The 18,950-nt window shown below is 59.6% G+C and carries 17 protein-coding genes; 13 read left to right on the forward strand and 4 right to left on the reverse strand.

Annotation, left to right across the window (positions count from 1 at the left end; translation table 11 throughout):
* Window positions 1-40: 40 nt before the first annotated feature.
* The 9 genes from B5M06_RS08760 to B5M06_RS08800 all read left to right on the forward strand — a co-directional run bounded on the left by B5M06_RS08760 (window position 41) and on the right by B5M06_RS08800 (window position 10,015).
* Entirely contained in the window at window positions 41-862 is an 822-nt protein-coding gene (locus B5M06_RS08760) for a TatD family hydrolase (RefSeq protein WP_054065120.1), read from the forward strand.
* 75 nt (window positions 863-937) lie between these two features.
* Window positions 938-1,489 carry a DNA-deoxyinosine glycosylase gene (locus B5M06_RS08765; protein ID WP_420809966.1) on the forward strand — a complete coding sequence of 184 codons (552 nt, stop codon included), beginning with the start codon at window positions 938-940 and terminating at the stop codon, window positions 1,487-1,489.
* Between the two features lies 1 nt (window position 1,490).
* Complete coding sequence (locus tag B5M06_RS08770) at window positions 1,491-2,276, forward strand: class I SAM-dependent methyltransferase (RefSeq protein ID WP_054065086.1); 786 nt, start codon at window positions 1,491-1,493, stop codon at window positions 2,274-2,276.
* 59 nt (window positions 2,277-2,335) lie between these two features.
* A complete protein-coding gene (gene tfpB / locus B5M06_RS08775) occupies window positions 2,336-4,147 on the forward strand; it encodes a type IV pilus assembly ATPase TfpB (RefSeq protein ID WP_077344435.1) in 1,812 nt (603 codons plus the stop codon).
* Between the two features lie 259 nt (window positions 4,148-4,406).
* Complete coding sequence (locus tag B5M06_RS08780) at window positions 4,407-4,895, forward strand: tripartite tricarboxylate transporter TctB family protein (RefSeq protein WP_054065087.1); 489 nt, start codon at window positions 4,407-4,409, stop codon at window positions 4,893-4,895.
* A 21-nt stretch (window positions 4,896-4,916) separates the two neighbouring features.
* On the forward strand, window positions 4,917-6,428 hold the full coding sequence (locus tag B5M06_RS08785; RefSeq protein ID WP_054065088.1) for a tripartite tricarboxylate transporter permease: 1,512 nt from the start codon (window positions 4,917-4,919) through the stop codon (window positions 6,426-6,428).
* Between the two features lie 451 nt (window positions 6,429-6,879).
* Window positions 6,880-8,193 carry a DUF3422 family protein gene (locus B5M06_RS08790; RefSeq protein ID WP_054065089.1) on the forward strand — a complete coding sequence of 438 codons (1,314 nt, stop codon included), beginning with the start codon at window positions 6,880-6,882 and terminating at the stop codon, window positions 8,191-8,193.
* A gap of 58 nt (window positions 8,194-8,251) precedes the next feature.
* The gene (locus B5M06_RS08795; RefSeq protein WP_054065090.1) at window positions 8,252-9,187 is read left to right on the forward strand and encodes a DMT family transporter; all 936 of its coding nucleotides are present in this window, start codon (window positions 8,252-8,254) and stop codon (window positions 9,185-9,187) included.
* A gap of 30 nt (window positions 9,188-9,217) precedes the next feature.
* On the forward strand, window positions 9,218-10,015 hold the full coding sequence (locus B5M06_RS08800; protein ID WP_054065091.1) for an SDR family oxidoreductase: 798 nt from the start codon (window positions 9,218-9,220) through the stop codon (window positions 10,013-10,015).
* Window positions 10,016-10,093: 78 nt separating this feature from the next.
* On the opposite strand, the gene B5M06_RS16990 is transcribed toward B5M06_RS08800, so the two are convergent.
* Together B5M06_RS16990 and B5M06_RS08805 are read right to left on the reverse strand one after the other, a co-directional pair.
* A complete protein-coding gene (locus tag B5M06_RS16990) occupies window positions 10,094-10,264 on the reverse strand; it encodes a hypothetical protein (RefSeq protein WP_162777353.1) in 171 nt (56 codons plus the stop codon).
* A gap of 53 nt (window positions 10,265-10,317) precedes the next feature.
* Window positions 10,318-11,229, reverse strand: a complete 912-nt coding sequence (locus tag B5M06_RS08805; RefSeq protein WP_054065092.1) for a DMT family transporter — start codon at window positions 11,227-11,229, stop codon at window positions 10,318-10,320.
* Window positions 11,230-11,327: 98 nt separating this feature from the next.
* Between B5M06_RS08805 and B5M06_RS08810 the strand changes: the two genes are divergently transcribed.
* The 4 genes from B5M06_RS08810 to gadC all read left to right on the forward strand — a co-directional run bounded on the left by B5M06_RS08810 (window position 11,328) and on the right by gadC (window position 16,406).
* Window positions 11,328-12,320 (forward strand): quinone oxidoreductase family protein, encoded by a 993-nt coding sequence (locus tag B5M06_RS08810; protein ID WP_054065123.1) that lies wholly within the window; start codon window positions 11,328-11,330, stop codon window positions 12,318-12,320.
* Between the two features lie 17 nt (window positions 12,321-12,337).
* Window positions 12,338-13,141: an NUDIX hydrolase gene (locus B5M06_RS08815; protein WP_054065093.1), complete on the forward strand. Its 804-nt coding sequence runs from the start codon at window positions 12,338-12,340 to the stop codon at window positions 13,139-13,141.
* A 272-nt stretch (window positions 13,142-13,413) separates the two neighbouring features.
* The gene (gad, locus tag B5M06_RS08820) at window positions 13,414-14,793 is read left to right on the forward strand and encodes a glutamate decarboxylase (RefSeq protein WP_077344421.1); all 1,380 of its coding nucleotides are present in this window, start codon (window positions 13,414-13,416) and stop codon (window positions 14,791-14,793) included.
* Window positions 14,794-14,861: 68 nt separating this feature from the next.
* Window positions 14,862-16,406 carry a glutamate/gamma-aminobutyrate antiporter gene (gene gadC / locus B5M06_RS08825; RefSeq protein ID WP_054065094.1) on the forward strand — a complete coding sequence of 515 codons (1,545 nt, stop codon included), beginning with the start codon at window positions 14,862-14,864 and terminating at the stop codon, window positions 16,404-16,406.
* A 67-nt stretch (window positions 16,407-16,473) separates the two neighbouring features.
* Here the strand turns inward: gadC and B5M06_RS08830 are convergent, their stop codons facing one another.
* Window positions 16,474-18,126 (reverse strand): Na/Pi cotransporter family protein, encoded by a 1,653-nt coding sequence (locus B5M06_RS08830; RefSeq protein ID WP_054065095.1) that lies wholly within the window; start codon window positions 18,124-18,126, stop codon window positions 16,474-16,476.
* Window positions 18,127-18,361: 235 nt separating this feature from the next.
* Window positions 18,362-18,895 (reverse strand): signal peptidase II, encoded by a 534-nt coding sequence (gene lspA / locus B5M06_RS08835; RefSeq protein ID WP_054065096.1) that lies wholly within the window; start codon window positions 18,893-18,895, stop codon window positions 18,362-18,364.
* Window positions 18,896-18,950: the final 55 nt, after the last annotated feature.

Here is an 18,950-nt window from a genome sequence, read left to right on the forward strand (position 1 = left end):
GTATTGATTTACAAGCGCTAAGAGCTATCAAAAATGAATGATGCACAGCTGGATTGACACCCATTGCCACCTCGACGCAGCGGAATTTGACGCCGACCGTGACGCTGTGCGTGCAGCGGCTAGGGCTGCGGGTGTGGGCCACATAGTCATCCCCGCCGTGCACCGTGCGCACTGGCGCGAGGTGATCGCACTGGCCCACCGGCATGGCGACAGCTATGCGCTGGGCATTCACCCGCTCTACACCCCGAACGCGCAGGAAGGCGATATTGCTGTGCTGCGCGAGCTGCTGGTGGAGGTGCAGGACGACCCGCACCTGGTGGCAGTTGGCGAAATCGGCCTGGACTTTTTTGTACCGGGGCTGGATGCCGAGCGGCAGATCTGGTTCTACGAGCAGCAAATCCAGCTGGCGCGCGAGTTTGGCTTGCCCGTCATACTGCATGTGCGCAAGAGCAGCGACCGCCTGCTCAAAACCCTGCGTGCCAAGCCGGTGGTGGGCGGCATTGCCCATGCTTTTAACGGCAGCTTGCAGCAGGCCCAGGCGTTTATCGATCTGGGCTTCAAGCTCGGCTTTGGCGGCGCCGTCACCTATGACCGCGCGCTCAAGTTGCGTGAGCTGGCGGCGACACTGCCGCTGGAGAGCATTGTGATGGAAACCGATGCGCCAGACATTCCGCCGCACTGGCTCTACACCACGGCCGAGGCGCGTGCTGCAGGCCAGCCGCAGGGCCGCAACAGCCCGGAGGAGCTGCCGCGCATTGCGCAGGAAGTGGCGCAGCTGCGTGGCATCAGCGCCGATGCGCTGGCGCAGGCCACCAGCAACAACGCACGTGCTGTGCTGCGTGGATTGTCAGCGTTGAGATAGTTTTTGGCCTCTGGCGCTGATGCAGCAAACGCTGACAGCTATAGATTTGTAAAAACTCCAGTGACAGCAGACAGCATGCCTTTGGCCGCACAATGCCAGCCCATGAACGATGCATCTGAGCGTCTGCAAGGCTTGCCGCCGGTGGCCGATGTGCGCACGCGGCTGGTGATTCTGGGCAGCTTTCCCGGCGTGGCTTCGCTGGCGGCGCAGCAGTATTACGCCCACCCACAGAACAAGTTCTGGCCCATTCTGGCGGCCCTGTGGCCTGCCCATCCGCAGCCCGGGCGCGAGGACTATGCCGCCCGCTGCGAATGGCTGCTGGCGCGAGGCCTGGGCCTGTGGGATGTGTATGACAGCTGTGAGCGCCAGGGCAGTCTGGACAGTGCGATTCGGCAGCCCCAAGTCAATGACTTTGCCGCGCTGAAGGCGCGCTGCCCGCTGCTGCAGGCCGTGGCCCATAACGGCGGTGAAAGCTACAAGCACGCCAGCAAGCTCGAGGGACTGGGCTTGACGGTCCACAAGCTGCCATCCACCAGCCCGGCCAATGCCTCCATCAGCTTCGAGCGCAAGCTCACTGCTTGGCGGGATGTGATGCAGGCCGCAGGACTATTTGAGAAAGAACACTAAGGTGGCAACACGCAAGAAAAAATCCAGTGCCTTTACCGAAGAGGACATGCCCCAGGTCAGTGTCTCGGACGATGGTGTTTCGCGCTATCTGCATCTGGGCACACCCTGGGTGCAGGGTTCTATGAACCTGAAAAAACCGTTCGAGATCGACCTGGAATACGTGCAGCGCATGATGGCCTGGCTGCTGTTTGTGGACCCGGACACCGTGGCCGAGCGCCGCGCCGTGCAACTGGGGCTGGGCGCTGCGGCGCTGACCAAGTTCCACTACAAGATGCTCAAGATGCACACGGCGGCGATTGAGATCAACCCGCTGGTGGTCAATATCTGCCGCAGCTGGTTCAAGCTGCCGCCCGATAACGAATCGCTGGAAGTGGTGCTGGGCGATGCCTCCATGGAAATCCTCAAGCCCCGCTGGCAGGGTGCCGTCGATGCCTTGCAGGTGGACCTGTACGACCACAATGCCGCTGCCCCCGTGCTGGACAGCGCCGAGTTCTATGCCGACTGCCGCAATATGCTCACGCCCGAAGGCTGTATGACGGTGAACCTGTTTGGCCGTGCATCGAGCTATCAGCGCAGCCTGGACAAGATCACTGAGGCTTTTGGTCAGGGCCATGTCTGGGCTTTCAAGCCCACACGCGAAGGCAACACCATTGTGCTGGCGCAGCGCACGCCGCAGATGCTGGACCGCGAAGCGCTGCTGGTTCGCGCCGAAGCGATTCAGGCCCGCTGGGGCCTGCCTGCCACCAAGTGGCTCAAGGTCTTCAAGCCGGTGGTTGACGCTGCATAAATGGCAGCATACGGGCAAGCAAGTACAGTTGGCTTTTTGTGTCTGATGTGCTTGCTGCCATGACTACTTCTGTTGCTGCTTCGGCTTCTTCTCTGACATTGCGTGCTGTGGGCGGCCCCTTGAGCGGGCGTGCGCTGGACTGGCGTCTGGTGCTGCAGTGGCTGGAGGAAGACGGCGTCATCGATGCCGCAGAAGCCGGCCGCGTGCGTGCCCGTTGCTCCACGGCCGAGAGCAGCCAGCACCCGCTGGTGCGACTGGCAGGTGTGGGCGTGACGCGCAGCAGCGACGGAGTGCCGCTGGATGTGGAGCAGCTCACAGCCTTTGTGGCGCAATGCACGGGCATGTCTTATCTGCGTATTGACCCGCTCAAGGCCGATGTGGCCCGTGTGGGCGAAGCCATGAGCGGTCCCTATGCGCAGCGGCACCACATCCTGCCCGTGCAGGTGGGTGCGGCTGAGATTGTGGTGGCTACAGCCGAGCCCTTTGTGCAGGGCTGGGTGGCCGAGGTCGAGCGCCAGACGCGCAAGACCGTGCGCCGGGTGATGGCCAATCCTGCCGAAATTGCACACTACACCAAGGAATTTTTTGCGCTGGCCAATTCGGTGCGCGCAGCGCAAAAGGCGGGAGGGGCAGCATCATCTGCCAGCTTTGAACAGCTGGTGGAGCTGGGGCGCAGCAGTCGCCAGCTGGACGCCAATGACACCGGGGTGATTCGTGTGGTGGACTGGCTGTGGCAGTACGCCTTTGACCAGCGCGCCAGCGACATCCACCTGGAGCCCCGGCGCGAGCAGGGTGTGATTCGCTTTCGCATTGACGGGGTGCTGCACAGCGTCTACCGCATGCCCATGGGTGTGTTTAACGCCATGCTGGCGCGCATCAAGCTGCTGGGGCGCATGGATGTGATGGAAAAGCGCCGTCCGCAGGACGGCCGCATCAAGACGCGCAACCCGCGCGGTGAAGAAATTGAAATGCGTCTTTCCACCTTGCCCACCGCCTTTGGCGAGAAGATGGTGATGCGCATTTTTGACCCGGACAACACCATCAAGCAGCTGGACCAGCTGGGCTTCATGCCGCATGACGCGCAGCGTTGGGAAGACCTTGTGCAGCGGCCCCACGGCATTATTCTGGTGACCGGCCCCACAGGCTCGGGCAAGACCACCACGCTGTACTCCACACTCAAGCGCGTTGCCACGGAAGAGGTGAACGTCAGCACGGTGGAAGACCCCATCGAAATGATTGAGCCGGCTTTTAACCAGACTCAGGTGCAGCCGCAGCTGGACTTTGGTTTTACCGAAGGGCTGCGTGCCCTGATGCGCCAGGACCCGGACGTCATCATGGTGGGCGAAGTCCGTGACACCGCCACGGCAGAGATGGCCGTGCAGGCCGCACTCACGGGGCACCTGGTGTTTTCCACGCTGCACACCAACGATGCGCCCAGTGCCGTGAGCCGCCTGATGGAGCTGGGCGTGCCGCCCTACCTGATCAATGCCACGCTGCTGGGCGTGCTGGCCCAGCGTCTGGTGCGCGTGCTGTGCCCGCAGTGCAAGCAGCCAGATCCCGACACCTCATCCGACATGCTGGTGCAGGCCATGCATCCGTGGAAGTTCAATGGTCAGGCCACGCCTTACCGCCCTGTGGGCTGTGAGGCCTGCCGCATGACCGGTTTCAGAGGCCGTATGGGGTTGTATGAGCTGCTGGTGTGCAGTGACAGCCTCCGGCAGCAGATCCACCAGAGTCCGGCCATGGAGACGCTGCGCCGCCAGGCCGTGCAGGACGGCATGCGGCCTTTGCGGGTGTCCGGTGTACTGCGGGTGGCGGAGGGGCAGACCACGCTGGCCGAAGTGCTGGCAGCGACGCCGCCGTTGCATTAAGCAATCATCACTCAATGAAAAAAGCGTAAGCCTTGTCGCTGAGATAGCGGAACCAGTGACAGTTGTACCAAAGGCATCCACAGGCTGTATTTTTTATGTTTGCAAGTACTTGCACTTGCATTTTCCTAGGGGAAACGCGTAAAAAATCCTGCAAATTCGCGGTTTATGTCGGTTATTCCGTAGGTGGAACCCACATGAATTCCACTTCACTTTGCTTACAGAATCCACAGGTCGTGAATCCCTTGCAGGAGACGTTTTCGTGAAAATCAAGAGTCAAAAAGACTTTTTCGCTGGCCTGATGTACACGGTCGTGGGCGCTGGCTTTGCCATTGGCGCGACGGAGTACAGCATTGGTACCGGCGCGCGCATGGGCCCTGGCTACTTCCCCATGATTCTGGGCATCTTGCTGGCCATCATCGGTCTGGCAATTTCGTTCAAGTCAACACTCAGTGGTCCGGCTGATGGTGACCCTATCGGTAAGTGGGCATGGCGCCAGATTGCCTTCATTCTGGGTGCGAACTTTGCCTTCGGTATTTTGCTGGTTGGCATTCCTGCCATCGGCATTCCCAGCTTTGGCCTGATCGTGGCAATTTATGGTCTGGTGATCATTGCCAGCTTTGCGCGCAAGGAAGTGGAGATCAAGGAAACCCTGGTGCTCGCAACCATTCTGGCCGCGGGTAGCTATGCGGTGTTCGTGTGGGCGCTGAGCCTGCAGTTCCCTGTCTGGCCTTCCTTCATCGTCGGTTAATGCCCCCTGGAGATTTGCATCGTGGAATTGATTGAACACTTGTCGATGGGCTTCGGGGTCGCCTTCACGGCCCAGAACCTGATGTATTGCTTGATCGGCTGTATCCTGGGTACGCTGATCGGTATCTTGCCTGGCCTGGGTCCAGTGGCGACCATCGCCATGCTGCTGCCCGCCACCTACTCGCTGCCACCCGTGGCAGCACTGATCATGCTGGCCGGTATTTACTACGGCGCCCAGTACGGTGGCTCTACCACCGCTATCTTGGTGAACCTGCCCGGTGAGTCGTCCTCTGTGGTGACCATGATTGACGGCTACCAGATGGCACGCAAGGGCCGTGCAGGCCCTGCGCTGGCAGCTGCTGGTATTGGCTCCTTCTTCGCTGGCTGCGTGGGCACCGTGATCCTGGCTGCCTTTGCTCCCCCGCTGACTGAAGTTGCCTTCATGTTCGGCCCTGCCGAGTACTTCTCGCTGATGGTGCTGGGTCTGATCGGTGCTGTGGTGCTGGCTTCCGGCTCGCTGCTCAAGGCCATTGGCATGATCGTGCTGGGTCTGCTGTTCGGCATGATCGGCACGGACGTGAACTCCGGCGTGGCACGCTACAGCTTGGACATTCCTGAACTGACCGACGGTATCGACTTCGTCGTGATCGCCATGGGTGTGTTTGGCTACGGTGAAATCATTGCCAACCTGTCCAAGCCAGATGACCAGCGTGAAATCTTCACCGCCAAGGTCAAGGGGCTGATGCCTACCGCGCAAGACTTCAAGCTGATGTTCCCCGCCATGGTGCGTGGTACGGCGCTGGGTTCGGCGCTGGGTATCCTGCCAGGCGGTGGCGCCATGCTGTCGGCTTTTGCTTCCTACACCATCGAGAAGAAGACCAAGCTGCGTCCTGGTGAAGTGCCTTTCGGTCAAGGCAATATCCGTGGTGTGACAGCACCTGAGTCTGCCAACAACGCTGGCTCTCAGACTTCCTTTATTCCTCTGCTGACCCTGGGTATTCCACCTAACGCTGTGATGGCGCTGATGGTGGGTGCGATGACCATCCACAACATCCAGCCTGGTCCTCAGGTGATGACCAGCAACCCCGAGCTGTTCTGGGGCCTGATCGCCTCCATGTGGCTGGGTAACGCGATGCTGATCATTCTGAACCTGCCCATGATCGGCATGTGGATCAAGCTGCTGTCTGTGCCTTACCGCTGGCTGTTCCCTGCCATCGTGCTGTTCTGCGCGGTGGGTGTATACGGCACCAAGAACTCCGAGTTCGACGTGTGGATGGTGGGTATCTTCGGTTTCATTGGCTACATCTTCTACAAGCTGGGCACAGAACCTGCGCCCCTGCTGCTGGGCTTCATCCTGGGCCCCATGATGGAAGAAAACCTGCGCCGTGCACTGCTGCTGTCGCGCGGTGACTGGAGCGTGTTCGTGACACGTCCAATCTCTGCCACCATGCTGGTGCTGGCCGTGATCCTGCTGGTGATCGTGTGTCTGCCCGCAGTGAAGAACAAGCGTGAAGAAGCGTTTGTGGAAGATTAATTTCTCTTCCCGGCATTTCCCAGAAAAGGCGCCTTTCGAGGCTAATGCCAGTCAGTTAAGGTTCAGCAGCCTCTAAATGCGCTAAAAGGCAACGTGTTTACACGTTGCCTTTTTCATTGATGGGTGTTCTCTCAGGCGCATTGCGCCAATGTCTCTCTCAAGCGTCAGATCAGCTTGATCAATTGGCTGCTTTCATTGATCGTTCTTGGATTGAGCAAGCTTTGCAAAGGACAGGAAAAGCGTCGATCCGCTCATAGCCTGAGCGTACAAGCTGTTCGCCGAGCATTTATGCAACAAAGCCACGATGAGTGGGAAACTTTCTAAGCCTGCTCCCGCACAGTGACTGAGCCCCGCCACGGCGGGGCTTTGGCGATATGGGGCTACTGCAATCGTGTGGAGCGGGGCAGTCATGGTTCGCCGCACAATATGTGCTGATCGTTTTTCTCCGCTTATGCCCGTTCTTTCGCATCCCCAACAGCACCCCCTGCGTGCGCTGCTGCACAACGAAGTCCATGCCCGGCCTGCCGAAGCCATTGAAGGCCCGGCCGCCATTGCCCATGTGGTGATGCTGGCAGACCCGGCGCAGCGTGAGGCCAGTCGTGCGCATCTGGCAGCCTTGCTGCACGACCACCACTGCACGGGACCGGATGCAGACTGCACGCACCTGCGTGTAGATCTGGGCACTTTTCGCCTGCGTTGGGAGCTGCATACCGAGTTTGTCAGCTGGACCTTCATGGTGCCACTGCCTGCCGATGCACCGCTGGATACGCGTGCACCGCTCACAGCCATGGAAGAGGTGCCGCAGCAGTGGCTCCGCAACCTGCCTGGCGAGTGCCTGAGCAGCATTCACCTGTGGATCGTCAAGGATGCGCAGTGCGAAGGCAAGGGCATGAAGCATCTGGTGCAGCAAATGCTCAATGCAGACACGCTGGCGGGCGCGGCCGTGCATGCGGGGCATACCGAGGTCTGCACCGACTTTGCCATCCATGCCGATGGCTATTCGCGCATGCTGGTCAAGCCTTCAGACAGCATCAGCGCACGCCGGATGGGCCGTCTGGTGCAGCGCCTGCTGGAGATTGAAACCTACCGCATGGCTGCCTTGCTGGGCCTGCCTGCTGCGCGCAAGGCTGCCAGTGTGCTGGGCGCTGCAGAAAAAGAACTGGCTGAGCTGGCCAATGCCATCCGCGAGGCGGATCGCGATGCCGAGCCTGCGCTGCTGGATCACCTGACGCGGCTGGCGGGGCAGGTGGAGAGCGAATATGCCGCCACCCATTCGCGCTTTTCTGCCAGCAAGGCCTACTTTGAGCTGGTGGACAAGCGCATTCAGGACTTGCGCGAAGAGCGCCTGTCTGGCCTGCTGACGATTCAGGAGTTCATGGAGCGGCGCCTCTCGCCCGCACGCAGTACCTGCGAGTGGGCTGTGCACCGCCAGAATGCCCTGTCGCAGCGTGTCTCGCGGGTGAGCAATCTGCTGCGCACGCGCGTGGAAATCGAGCAGCAGCAAAGCAACCAGGAAATTCTGGCCACCATGAACGACCGGCAGGGCACGCAGCTGAAGCTGCAGTCCACGGTGGAAGGCCTGTCTGTAGCGGCCATCACCTACTACATCACGGGGCTGATTACTTATCTGAGCAAGGGCGCGCAGAAGCTGGGCTGGCCGCTCTCTCCTGAGATCACGGCGGCTGTGGCCATTCCCGTGGTGGCTTTCAGTGTCTGGTGGTCGCTGCGCCGCCTGCATCACAAGCTGTTTGGTGGCAAGCACTGAGTGATTCTTTAAAACAATAGCGCCTTGCGTTTGATTTATCTAGGTTTTCAATATAAAAGTGTCTGAAATCCAGAATCCACCAGCGCAAAAAGCTCCTAAAGGGGTAGCGCTAGGCCTGACGCTGGCGGTGCTGGGGGCGATTGCCTTCAGTGGCAAGGCCATCATCGTCAAGCTGGCCTATCGCTATGGGGTGGATGCGGTCACGCTGCTCATGTACCGCATGCTGTTTGCGCTGCCCATCTTTTTGCTCATGGCATGGTGGGCCGGGCGCGGGCAGGCAGCACTCACACGCAAGGACTGGCTGGGCGTGCTGGGGCTGGGCTTTAGTGGCTACTACCTGGCCAGCTATCTGGACTTTGCCGGGTTGGCCTACATCACAGCGGCGCTGGAGCGGCTGATTCTCTACCTCAACCCCACCCTGGTCGTGCTCTTTGGCTGGGTGGTCTACAAGCGCGGCATTACCTGGATGCAGTTTGTCGGCATGCTGCTGAGCTATTGCGGCGTGCTGCTGGTCTTTGGGCATGAGGTGGGCGCGCAGGGCAGTGATGCCATCTGGGGCACGCTGCTGGTGTTTGCCAGTGCCGTGAGCTATGCCATCTACATGGTCTACAGCGGCGAGATGGTCAAGCGCCTGGGCTCGCTGCGGCTGGTGGGTCTGGCCTCCAGCGTGGCCTGCTTTTTCTGCATTGCACAGTTTTTGCTGACCCATCCCATCTCGGCCATGGCAGTGGCGCCCGAGGTGCTGTGGCTGTCCGCGCTCAATTCCACGGCCTGCACGGTAGCGCCGGTGCTCATGGTCATGATGGCGATTGAGCGCATCGGCCCCGGCATGACGGCGCAGACCGGCATGATTGGCCCGCTGTCCACCATCTTGATGGGCGTGTGGCTGCTCGATGAGCAGCTGAATGTCTGGATGTTTGCAGGCACCAGCCTGGTCATGGTGGGCATTTTTGTGTTTACGCGCTGGGCCAAGAAGCCAGGCGTTGTCAGGTAGACGCTAGCAAGTACAAAGAGGAGATAAGCAATGGATCTGGGAATTGCAGGCAAATGGGCGCTGGTCTGCGGCGCGAGCAAGGGCCTGGGCTTTGGCTGTGCCAAGGCGCTGGTGCAGGAAGGTGTGAATGTGGTGATCAACGCCCGTGGCGCTGAAGCCCTGCAGGCTGCGGCCGAGCAGCTGCAGGCGTTGAACACCAGCGTACAGGTGCTGACTGTGGCCTGCGACATCACGCAGCCAGAAGGCCGCGCCGCCGTGTTCAGCGTACCCAGTGGCCCCGGCAAGGACTTTGACATTGTGGTGACCAATGCGGGCGGCCCGCCACCCGGCGACTTCCGTGACTGGGAGCGTGCCGACTGGATCAAGGCCGTGGATGCCAACATGCTCACGCCGATTGAGCTGATCAAGGCCACCGTGGATGGCATGGCCGCGCGTGGCTTTGGCCGCATCGTCAACATCACCTCCAGCGCGGTGAAGGCGCCTATCGACATACTTGGACTGTCCAATGGCGCGCGTACAGGGTTGACAGGCTTTGTGGCCGGTCTGGCGCGCTCTGGCATTGCCGCCAAGGGCGTGACCATCAACAACCTGCTGCCTGGCAAGTTCGATACCGACCGTCTGGCCACCACCTTCAAGGCGGCTGCCGCCAAGAGTGGCAAGGAGCTGGAGGACATCCGCAAGGCACAGTCTGCGCAGATTCCTGCCAGGCGCTTTGGCACGCCCGATGAGTTCGGTGCCATCTGCGCCTTCCTGTGCAGCCAGCAGGCAGGCTATATGACGGGGCAGAACATCCTGCCTGACGGTGGCTTGTATATTGGCACTTTCTGAAGCGCTGCATCGCACGTTTGGCATCAAGCCAGCAATGAACAAAGCCCGCATGTGCGGGCTTTGTTTTTTGGCGCTGTTCTATTTGGCAGTGAGGTCAGTGTCTGGCGAGGGGGAGATGCCCTGCGCAGCGGGGTGTGCAGCCTGTAAGGTTTGCACCGTGGCTTGCAGCGCCTGCACTTGTGCCAGCAAGTTGCTGACCTGTTGCTCAAGACGCAGCACTTTTTGCTGCGTGGCGGAGGGAGCCTTCATACGGCCTGCTTTCTCAGGGTGAGTGTGAGGCCCACTGTACCCGCATGCTGCGATCAGCGCCGGGACGAGACCACAATCCCGCCCACAATCAGCGCAAAGGCCAGCGCATGGTAGAGCTGTGGCACCTCACCCAGCACCGGAATGGAAAGCAGGGCGGTGAACAGCGGAATCAGATTCGCAAAAAATCCCGCTGTCGCAGGCCCTGCGCGGCGCACCCCTTCGCCCCAGAAACGGTAGGCCAGAATGGCCGGGCCAATCACAATGAACAGCATGGCAGCAGCCAGTTGCCAGCTGGGCACGAACACCAGATCGCCCACGGCTGCTTCACCGCCGGTAATCAGGGCTGACCAGGCAATGCCAAACAGCATTTGCGCCATCAGAAAGCCCACCCAATTGCTGCGAATGCTTTCCTGCCCCTGCATGGTCTGGCCGCTGCGCGCCAGCAGCCAGCTGTAGAACGACCAGACGATGGTGGCCAGCAGGATGAACCAGTCCCCCGGCACCAGATGCAGCCCCAGCAACTGGTTCACATCTCCGCGGCTGAGCACCACGGCCACGCCCAGCACGGACAGCAGGGCCCCCACGGCCTGACGGCCACTGATGGCCGTGCCAAACCAGATGCGGCCAATGAGCAGCATCCATATGGGCATGCTGGAGCCCACCAGCGTCACGTTGATGGCCGAGGAGGTCTTGAGTGCCAGATACAGCAGGGCGTTGTAGCAGCCAATGCCCAGCACGCCGAGGACGGCGTACTGCTTCCAGCACTTCCACATGGTACTGTTTTTGCGTAGTACATAGCCACCCCAGGGCAGCAGGATGACAAAGGCAATGCACCAGCGCAGCAGATTGAGGGTGAAGGGGGAAATCAGATCGTGTACCAGGCGGCCCACAATGGCATTGCCAGCCCACATCAGTGGAGCCAAAGTCAACATGGCAGCCGTGCCAATAGTCAAAGGGGAACTCATGGCCGGCAATGGTAGCGGAGACAAATCGCAGACAGCTGTCCAAACGTGGCACGATGATGCAGGTGACAGCGTTTCATCAGAATAAGGAGGCAAAAAATATGTCAGCGATACTCAGCAAGGCGGTACAGATACAGCGCAACGGCGGCCCCGAGGTCATGGACCTCGTGGTGCGAGATGCAGGGCAGCCCGGTCCGGGAGAAATCTTGTTGCGCCACCACGCAGTGGGGCTGAATTTTATTGATGTCTACCAGCGCTCCGGCCTGTACAGCTTGCCCCTGCCTTTGCAGCTGGGCATGGAAGCTGCGGGCGTGGTGGAGGCCGTAGGTGACGGCGTTACCCATCTTCAAACAGGAGATCGGGTGGCGTATGCATGCAACCCTCCGGGCAGTTATTGCGAACGCCGCGTCATGCCGGCCACCCATGTCTGCAGGCTGCCTGACAACATCAGTTTTGACACGGCAGCTGCCATGATGCTCAAGGGCATGACGGTGCAATACCTGCTCAAGCAATGCCAGCCTATGCAGGGTCTGCAGGCTGGGGACTATGTGCTGTTCCATGCCGCCGCCGGTGGTGTGGGGCTGATTGCCTGCCAGTGGGCCAGGGCCCTGGGGCTGCAGCTGATCGCCACGGCAGGCAGTGATGAAAAATGCCAGCTGGCGCTTGCCAATGGGGCATCACACGCTATCAATTACAGAACAGAAGACTTTGCCGCACGGGTGCAGGAGATCACGCAGGGGCAGGGCGTGAAAGTGGTCTACGACAGCGTAGGCAAGGACACCTGGGAGGGCTCCATCGCCTGCCTGCGCCGCTTTGGGCTGATGGTCTCGTTTGGCAATGCCTCGGGGCCCGTGCCGCCGGTGTCTCTGGCAGCACTGGCTGCCAAGGGCCTGTATGTGACGCGCCCCAGCCTGTTTGTCTACGCCCATGATCGTGCGACGACACAGGCCATGGCAGATGACCTGTTTGCCGTGGTGAGCAGCGGTCAGGTCAGGATTCATATTGACCAGCGCTTTGCGCTGGACGAGGTGCGTGCGGCCCACGAGGCATTGGAGGCACGGCGCACGACAGGGTCGACCATTTTGATGGTGTGAAGGAGCGAGGAAAGAGCATGGATTGGCTGGAAAAACTCCGAGATGCGGCACAGCGCCCGCCTGATCAACCGCGCATGCCCCTGCTTTGGAACGGGCAGGTCATAGGCACGGTCGCAGAGGGTTTCCTGGAACGGGTGGGGGTCGATTTCCTGCGAGGGCAGCGCATTACGCTGACGCAGAAAAAAACACCAGGGCTGGGCAATGCCTGGAGCCTGACAGCCCCAGATGCCAGCTTTGGTCTGAATGCGCTGGCACAGCTGCTGCGTGAGCAGGGGCGCAGCGGTCCCTGGCGGGATGAGCAGATTGCCGTCTGCACTCCGCAGGGCCAGCGCGTGGCGACGGTAGAGCGTGGAGTGGTGCGCGTGCTGGGGGTGGCAACGCATGCCGTACATCTCATTGGTCTGGCGCCGGATGGCCGCATGTGGGTGCAGCAGCGCAGCAGTACCAAGGCCAACCACCCCGACAAGTGGGACACCTTGATGGGCGGCATGGTCTCGGCCAGCGACAGCCTGCAGCAGGCGCTGGCACGTGAAACCCAGGAAGAGGCTGGGCTGGATGTCACCCAGCTGCTCCACCTGCGCCATGGTGGCCATGTGATGTTTGCCTGCCCCAGCGATGAGGTGCCGGGTGGCGCTGCCTATATGCGCGAGCGCATCGACTGGTTTGTGGGCACGGTGCCGCAGGAGGTGACGCCCAGCAACCAGGATGGCGAAGTGCAGCAATTTGCCTGCATTGACCATGAAACCTTGCTGGCCTGGCTGAAAGCCGGGCGTTTTACACCGGAGGCAACATTGGTGCTGGGCGATTATCTGGAGCTTTAATCCAGTCTCATTTTTTTTGGCATGTAAAAAGCCGGCAAGAAGACATGCCGGCTTTTTTTATTTTCATGAATATTTTTTCTTATTAAAAAGAATCTATGAAATGATCGAGGCTCTTCATGTCCAGTGTCGGTTCGTGCGTGTTGCTTGCGTAGTCTTTTTTCCTTCTTGGCGTCTGCGGCGTTCCTCTGGGAGGAATGTTTGGTACAAAGTCCAAGCCGTAGTAAAAAATCTTTGCTATGTGCAAACTTGATATTGAAAGAGAGAGGTAATAGATGGCGCAAAACCTGAATGACGATATTTATGCATCGCGAGAGCTGCTATCGTCGTTGCCCAAAAAGCGTTTTCCAGAAAACGAGCTCAATGGCCGCAATGTGTTCAGCGCCGTACGTGACGAGCTGATGCTGGACGGCAATTCGCGCCAGAACCTGGCCACCTTCTGCCAGACCTGGGTGGATGACTATGCGCGCGCCATCATGGACTTGTCGATCGATAAGAACATGATCGACAAGGACGAATACCCACAGACTGCAGAAATTGAAAGCCGCTGCGTGCACATGCTGGCGGATCTGTGGAATTCACCTTCGCCAGAAACCACCCTGGGCTGTTCCACCGTGGGTTCTTCGGAAGCGGCCATGCTGGGTGGTCTGGCGCTGAAGTGGCAGTGGCGCAAGAAGCGTGCAGCGCAGGGCAAGTCCACCGACCGCCCCAACATGGTCTGCGGCCCCGTGCAGATCTGCTGGCACAAGTTTGCGCGCTACTTTGATGTGGAAATCCGCGAAGTGCCGCTGGAAGGCGATCGCATGATCATGAATCCGGACGAAGTGCTCAAGCGCGTGGACGAAAACACCATTGGCGTGGTGCCCACCATGGGCGTGACCTTTACCTGCCAGTACGAGCCCGTCAAAGCGATTCACGATGCGCTGGACAAGCTGCAGCAGGAAACCGGTCTGGATATTCCCATGCACGTGGACGGCGCCAGTGGCGGCTTCCTGGCGCCCTTCTGTGCTCCTGAAATTGAATGGGACTTCCGCCTGCCCCGCGTGAAGTCCATCAACTCCTCCGGCCACAAGTTTGGTCTGGCACCACTGGGTGTGGGCTGGGTGATCTGGCGTGAAGCCAAGGATCTGCCCGAAGAGCTGATCTTCAACGTCAACTACCTGGGCGGCAATATGCCCACCTTTGCGCTGAATTTCTCGCGCCCCGGTGGCCAGGTGATTGCGCAGTACTACAACTTCCTGCGTCTGGGCCGCGAAGGCTACGCCAAGGTGCACGGTGCCTGCTATGAGACCGCCATGTACCTGGCCAAGGAAATTGAAAAGCTGGGCGACTTCAAGATCATCTTTGATGGCAACCCCAAGCACGGCATTCCTGCGCTGGCCTGGACGCTCAAGAACCCCGATGCCATCAACGGCTACACCCTGTATGACTTCGCGGACCGCCTGCGCAGCCGTGGCTGGCAGGTGCCGGCCTACTCCATGCCTGCCAACCGTGAAGACCTGGTGGTGCAGCGCATTCTGGTGCGCCACGGCGTGAGCCGCGATCTGGGCTCCTTGCTGATTGAAGACATGAAGCGTGCGCTGGAGTACTTCAAGGCGCACCCTGTCTCCAACCCGTTGACGGAAAAGGAAGCAGGTGGATTTAGCCATCGTTAAACGCTAGTCCTGGCATGCCTGTGGAGATTGCTTCCCGGCATGCCATTTTTTTATCCAGCGGAGGACTTATGGCCACAGCGCAAGCATCAAACGCAAAAAATCAGCTCAGTCTGATCGGTTTTTTTGCCATCACCGCATCCATGGTGATGGCGGTCTATGAATACCCCACCTTTGCCACCTCGGGCTTTAGCCTGGTGTTCTTCTTACTGCTGGGCGGGCTGCTGTGGTTTGTGCCACTGGGCCTGTGCTCTGCAGAAATGGCGACGGTAGAAGGCTGGGAAGAAGGCGGCGTTTTCTCCTGGGTCTCCAACACGCTCGGCGAGCGCTGGGGCTTTGCTGCCATCACCTTTGGCTATCTGCAGATTGCCATTGGCTTTATCCCCATGCTGTATTTCGTGCTGGGGTGCCTGTCATACATTTTGAAGTGGCCTGAACTCAATACCAGCCCCGTGCTCAAGACCATTGGCGGGCTGGTGATTCTGTGGCTGCTGGCCTTCACTCAGTTCGGAGGGACCAAGTACACCGCCAAGATTGCCAAACTGGGCTTTTTCGCAGGTATTTTGCTGCCTGCCGCCATTCTGGTGCTGCTGGCTATCAGCTACCTGTCCAGCGGTGCAACACTGCAGATCAAGATGGACGCTGCCAGCTTCTTCCCGGACTTCACCAAGCTGGGCACGATGGTGGTGTTTGTAGCCTTTATCCTGAGCTACATGGGCGCGGAAGCTTCGGCCACCCACGTCAACGAGATGAAAAACCCCGGGCGTGATTATCCGCTGGCCATCATCTTGCTGATGGCGGCAGCCATTGTGCTCAGCTCTATCGGCGGTCTGTCTGTGGCTGCGGTCATTCCGCATGCCGAGATCAATCTGTCCGCTGGCGTGATGCAAGCCTTTGAAGTGCTGATTGGCCAGTTTGGCCCCGGCGTGGAGTGGACCATCCGCATCATTGCTACCTTGCTGATGCTGGGAGTGCTGGCTGAGGTTGCTGCCTGGATCGTAGGCCCCTCGCGCGGCATGCTGGTGACGGCGCAGCGTGGTCTGTTGCCCAAGGCGCTGAGCCGCGTGAACAAGAACGGTGTGCCCGTGGCACTGGTGATCAGCCAGCTGGTGATTACCACCGTAGCGCTGATTGTCTTCACCAACACAGGGGGCGGCAACAACATCTCCTTCCTGATTGCGATGTCGCTGACCGTGGTGATCTATCTGTGCAGCTACTTCATGCTCTTCCTGGGCTATATGCACCTGGTGTGCAAGCAACCTGAGAAAAAGCGCGCCTTCAACGTGCCTGGAGGCAAGACCTTCAAGTTGCTGATTGCCGGTGTGGGCTTCCTGGTTTCGCTGTTTGCCTTTGTAATCTCTTTTGTGCCCCCCAGCTCTTTGCCGGGTGCACATGGCATGGACGTATACGTCAGCAGCCTGGTGGTGAGCTTTTTGATTGTTGCCGCCATTCCTTTCATTCTGTATGCCGTGCATGACAAGCAGGGCCAGAAGCTGAATGCGGATCTGGAGCACATCAAGCCATACACCATCCATAGCGACCACTTCTTTATCCACCCTCGTGCACGCAGCACACACCATGTGATCGTGGATGGCGTGAACACCACGCACTCATAAGAGCAGATCTGAGCTGCCAGCAAAAACGCCCACTTTTCAGTGGGCGTTTTTTTGTTCAGTGGCTGGTTCAGCCCTTTTGCTCACGCAGACGGCTGGGAGCCAGTGCGCCAGCCTGCTCGAGGATGGGGTAGGCCACAGAGCACAGCAGGGAGTTGATGCGCTTGAGGTCGCTGATCATGTCAATGTGCAGCGAGCTGGTTTCAATGCTTTGCACCGTGTTGTCATACAGGCGGCCCAGGTGGGTGGCAGAGTAGGCCAGTTCCAGATCACGAAAGCGTACTTTTTCTTCCAGCAGCTTCTGTGCATCGCGCACATTGCCGGTCAGGAACACGCTCATGGCCAGACGCAGATTGGAGACCAGATGCTCGTGCAGGCGGTTGATTTCCTCCAGGCCCGCCTGTGAGAACTGGCGGCCCTTCTTGATCTTCTTGTCTTCCAGGTCCTGCAGCACGCGCTCGATCAGGTCTCCCACCTGCTCCATATTGATGGTGAAGCTGATGACTTCCGTCCAGCGGCGGCCTTCATGCTCGTCCAGCTCCTCACGGGAAATCTTGGTCATGTAGTACTTGATGGCGGAGTACAGATCGTCCACTTCGTCATCCAGCTTGCGCAGATGCTCCGACAGCTTCTGGTCGTCGCTCATCCACACTTTCTGCAGGCCCAGCAGCATGGCTTCTACCACATCGGCCTGGTGCAAGGCTTCGCGCGCGGCGCAGGAAATAGCCAGCGAAGGTGTGCTCAGGGCCGACACATCCAGATGGCGTGGGCGAGAGGTGGACAGCGACGCTTCTTCCTCCTGCTGTGGCAGGATTTTCTGCACCATCCATGCCACCTTGTCAGTAAAGGCAATGCACACCACGGCCACAACGGCGTTAAAGGCCAGGTGGAACATGACGACCTGGCTGGCCAGATCTGGCAACAGCTGGGAGGCATAACTTGCCCACAGGCCAGTGAGCGGCACCATCAGCAGCACGCCAATGATCTTGAAAATCAGATTACCCAGGGGCACCTGGCGGGTCTGTACATTGGCCTTGAGGGTGGTGATCACGGCCAGCAAGCCGCTGCCCAGGTTGGCACCAATGACCAGGCCCAGTGCCACATCCACGGGAATGCCGCCAGACGCTGCCAGGGTTGAGACCAGCAGCACGGTGGCCAGGCTGGAGTAGCAGATGATGGCCAGAATAGCGCCGGTGAGCACTTCCATGGTGATGTCGCTGGTCAGTGCTTCCAGCAGGGTCACCATGACGGGGCTTTGCGTGAGCACCGTGGTGGCCTCATTGATCAGCCGCAGGGCCAGCAGCATCAGCCCCAGACCAATCAGCACCCGGCCCACGCGGCCTGCAGTCGTGTCCTGGCGTGAAATAAACAGCACCACGCCGGTGAAGATACACAGTGGCGACAGCCAGGACAGGTCCAGCGAAAACACCACAGCCATCACGCTGGTGCCCACGTCCGCACCCAGCATCACGGCCAGCGCTGCGGTGAGCGACACCATGCCCTGCCCCACAAAGGAGGAGACGATGAGCGCCGTGGCCGTGCTGGACTGCACAATGGTGGTGACACCAATCCCCGAGAGTACCGCGCGCAGGCGGTTGCTGACCCCGCGCGAGAGAAATTCACGCAGGTTGGCACCAAAAACACGCAGCACTCCGGTGCGTACCAGCTGTGTGCCCCAGACCAGCAGGGCAATGGCGGCTAAGAGATTGAGTAAATGCTTCATGGATCAGACGATGACGCCAAGGAATATACCCTTGAGGCTGCCAATCGCGCTCTCAGGGCCGGCCCATCACGCACAAGTAGGTGCGGAATAAAGAAAACAATCGAACCAAAACGAAAATATCAGATTCTATTGAAACGAAAATTTTCGGGGCGACTTTTGGGAGCACATGCACGGAGCATGCCCAAGAAAAGCCCACCGCGAGGGTGGGCTGGCTGTAGCTGGGTCTGGGGGCTGTTTAGGCAGCAGTGTTTGTCCGCTTGGCACGTCTTGCGCGCAGGATTTCGTCCAGGATCAGGCAGGCGGCGCCCACGCAGATGGCAATGTCGGCCACGTTGAAGGCCGGGTAGTGCCAGCCGCCGAGGTGAAAGTCCAGAAAGTCCACCACATAGCCGTGCTGCAGGCGGTCAATCACATTGCCCAAGGCACCGCCGAGGATGGAGGCAATGGAAAAGCAGAAGAACTTCTGCTGGGGGTGTTTGCGCAGCTGCCAGATGATGAGCACGGTGGCAATCACGCCAATGCCGACAAACAGCCAGCGCTGCCAGCCGTCATGGCTGGCCAGAAAGGAAAATGCTGCCCCTGTGTTGTGGGCACGAACCAGGTTGAAGAAGCTGGTGATGGGGGCCCAGTCACCATATTCAAAGATGTTCAGAATCCACTGCTTGGTGATCTGGTCCACAAAGATCAGCAGCGCGGCCCAGATCAGCCAGGGCCAGTAGGCCGGTTTGCGTGCTTGCAGGTCGGTGGTGGGCGCTGGGGTGCTGCTCATGGCCAATCTTTACAGTGAAAGCGGTTTGCAAATAAAACAATAGCTGCTTGCGCTT

This window comes from Comamonas kerstersii (genome assembly GCF_002056725.1).
GTDB classification, from domain to species: Bacteria; Pseudomonadota; Gammaproteobacteria; order Burkholderiales; family Burkholderiaceae_C; genus Comamonas; species Comamonas kerstersii.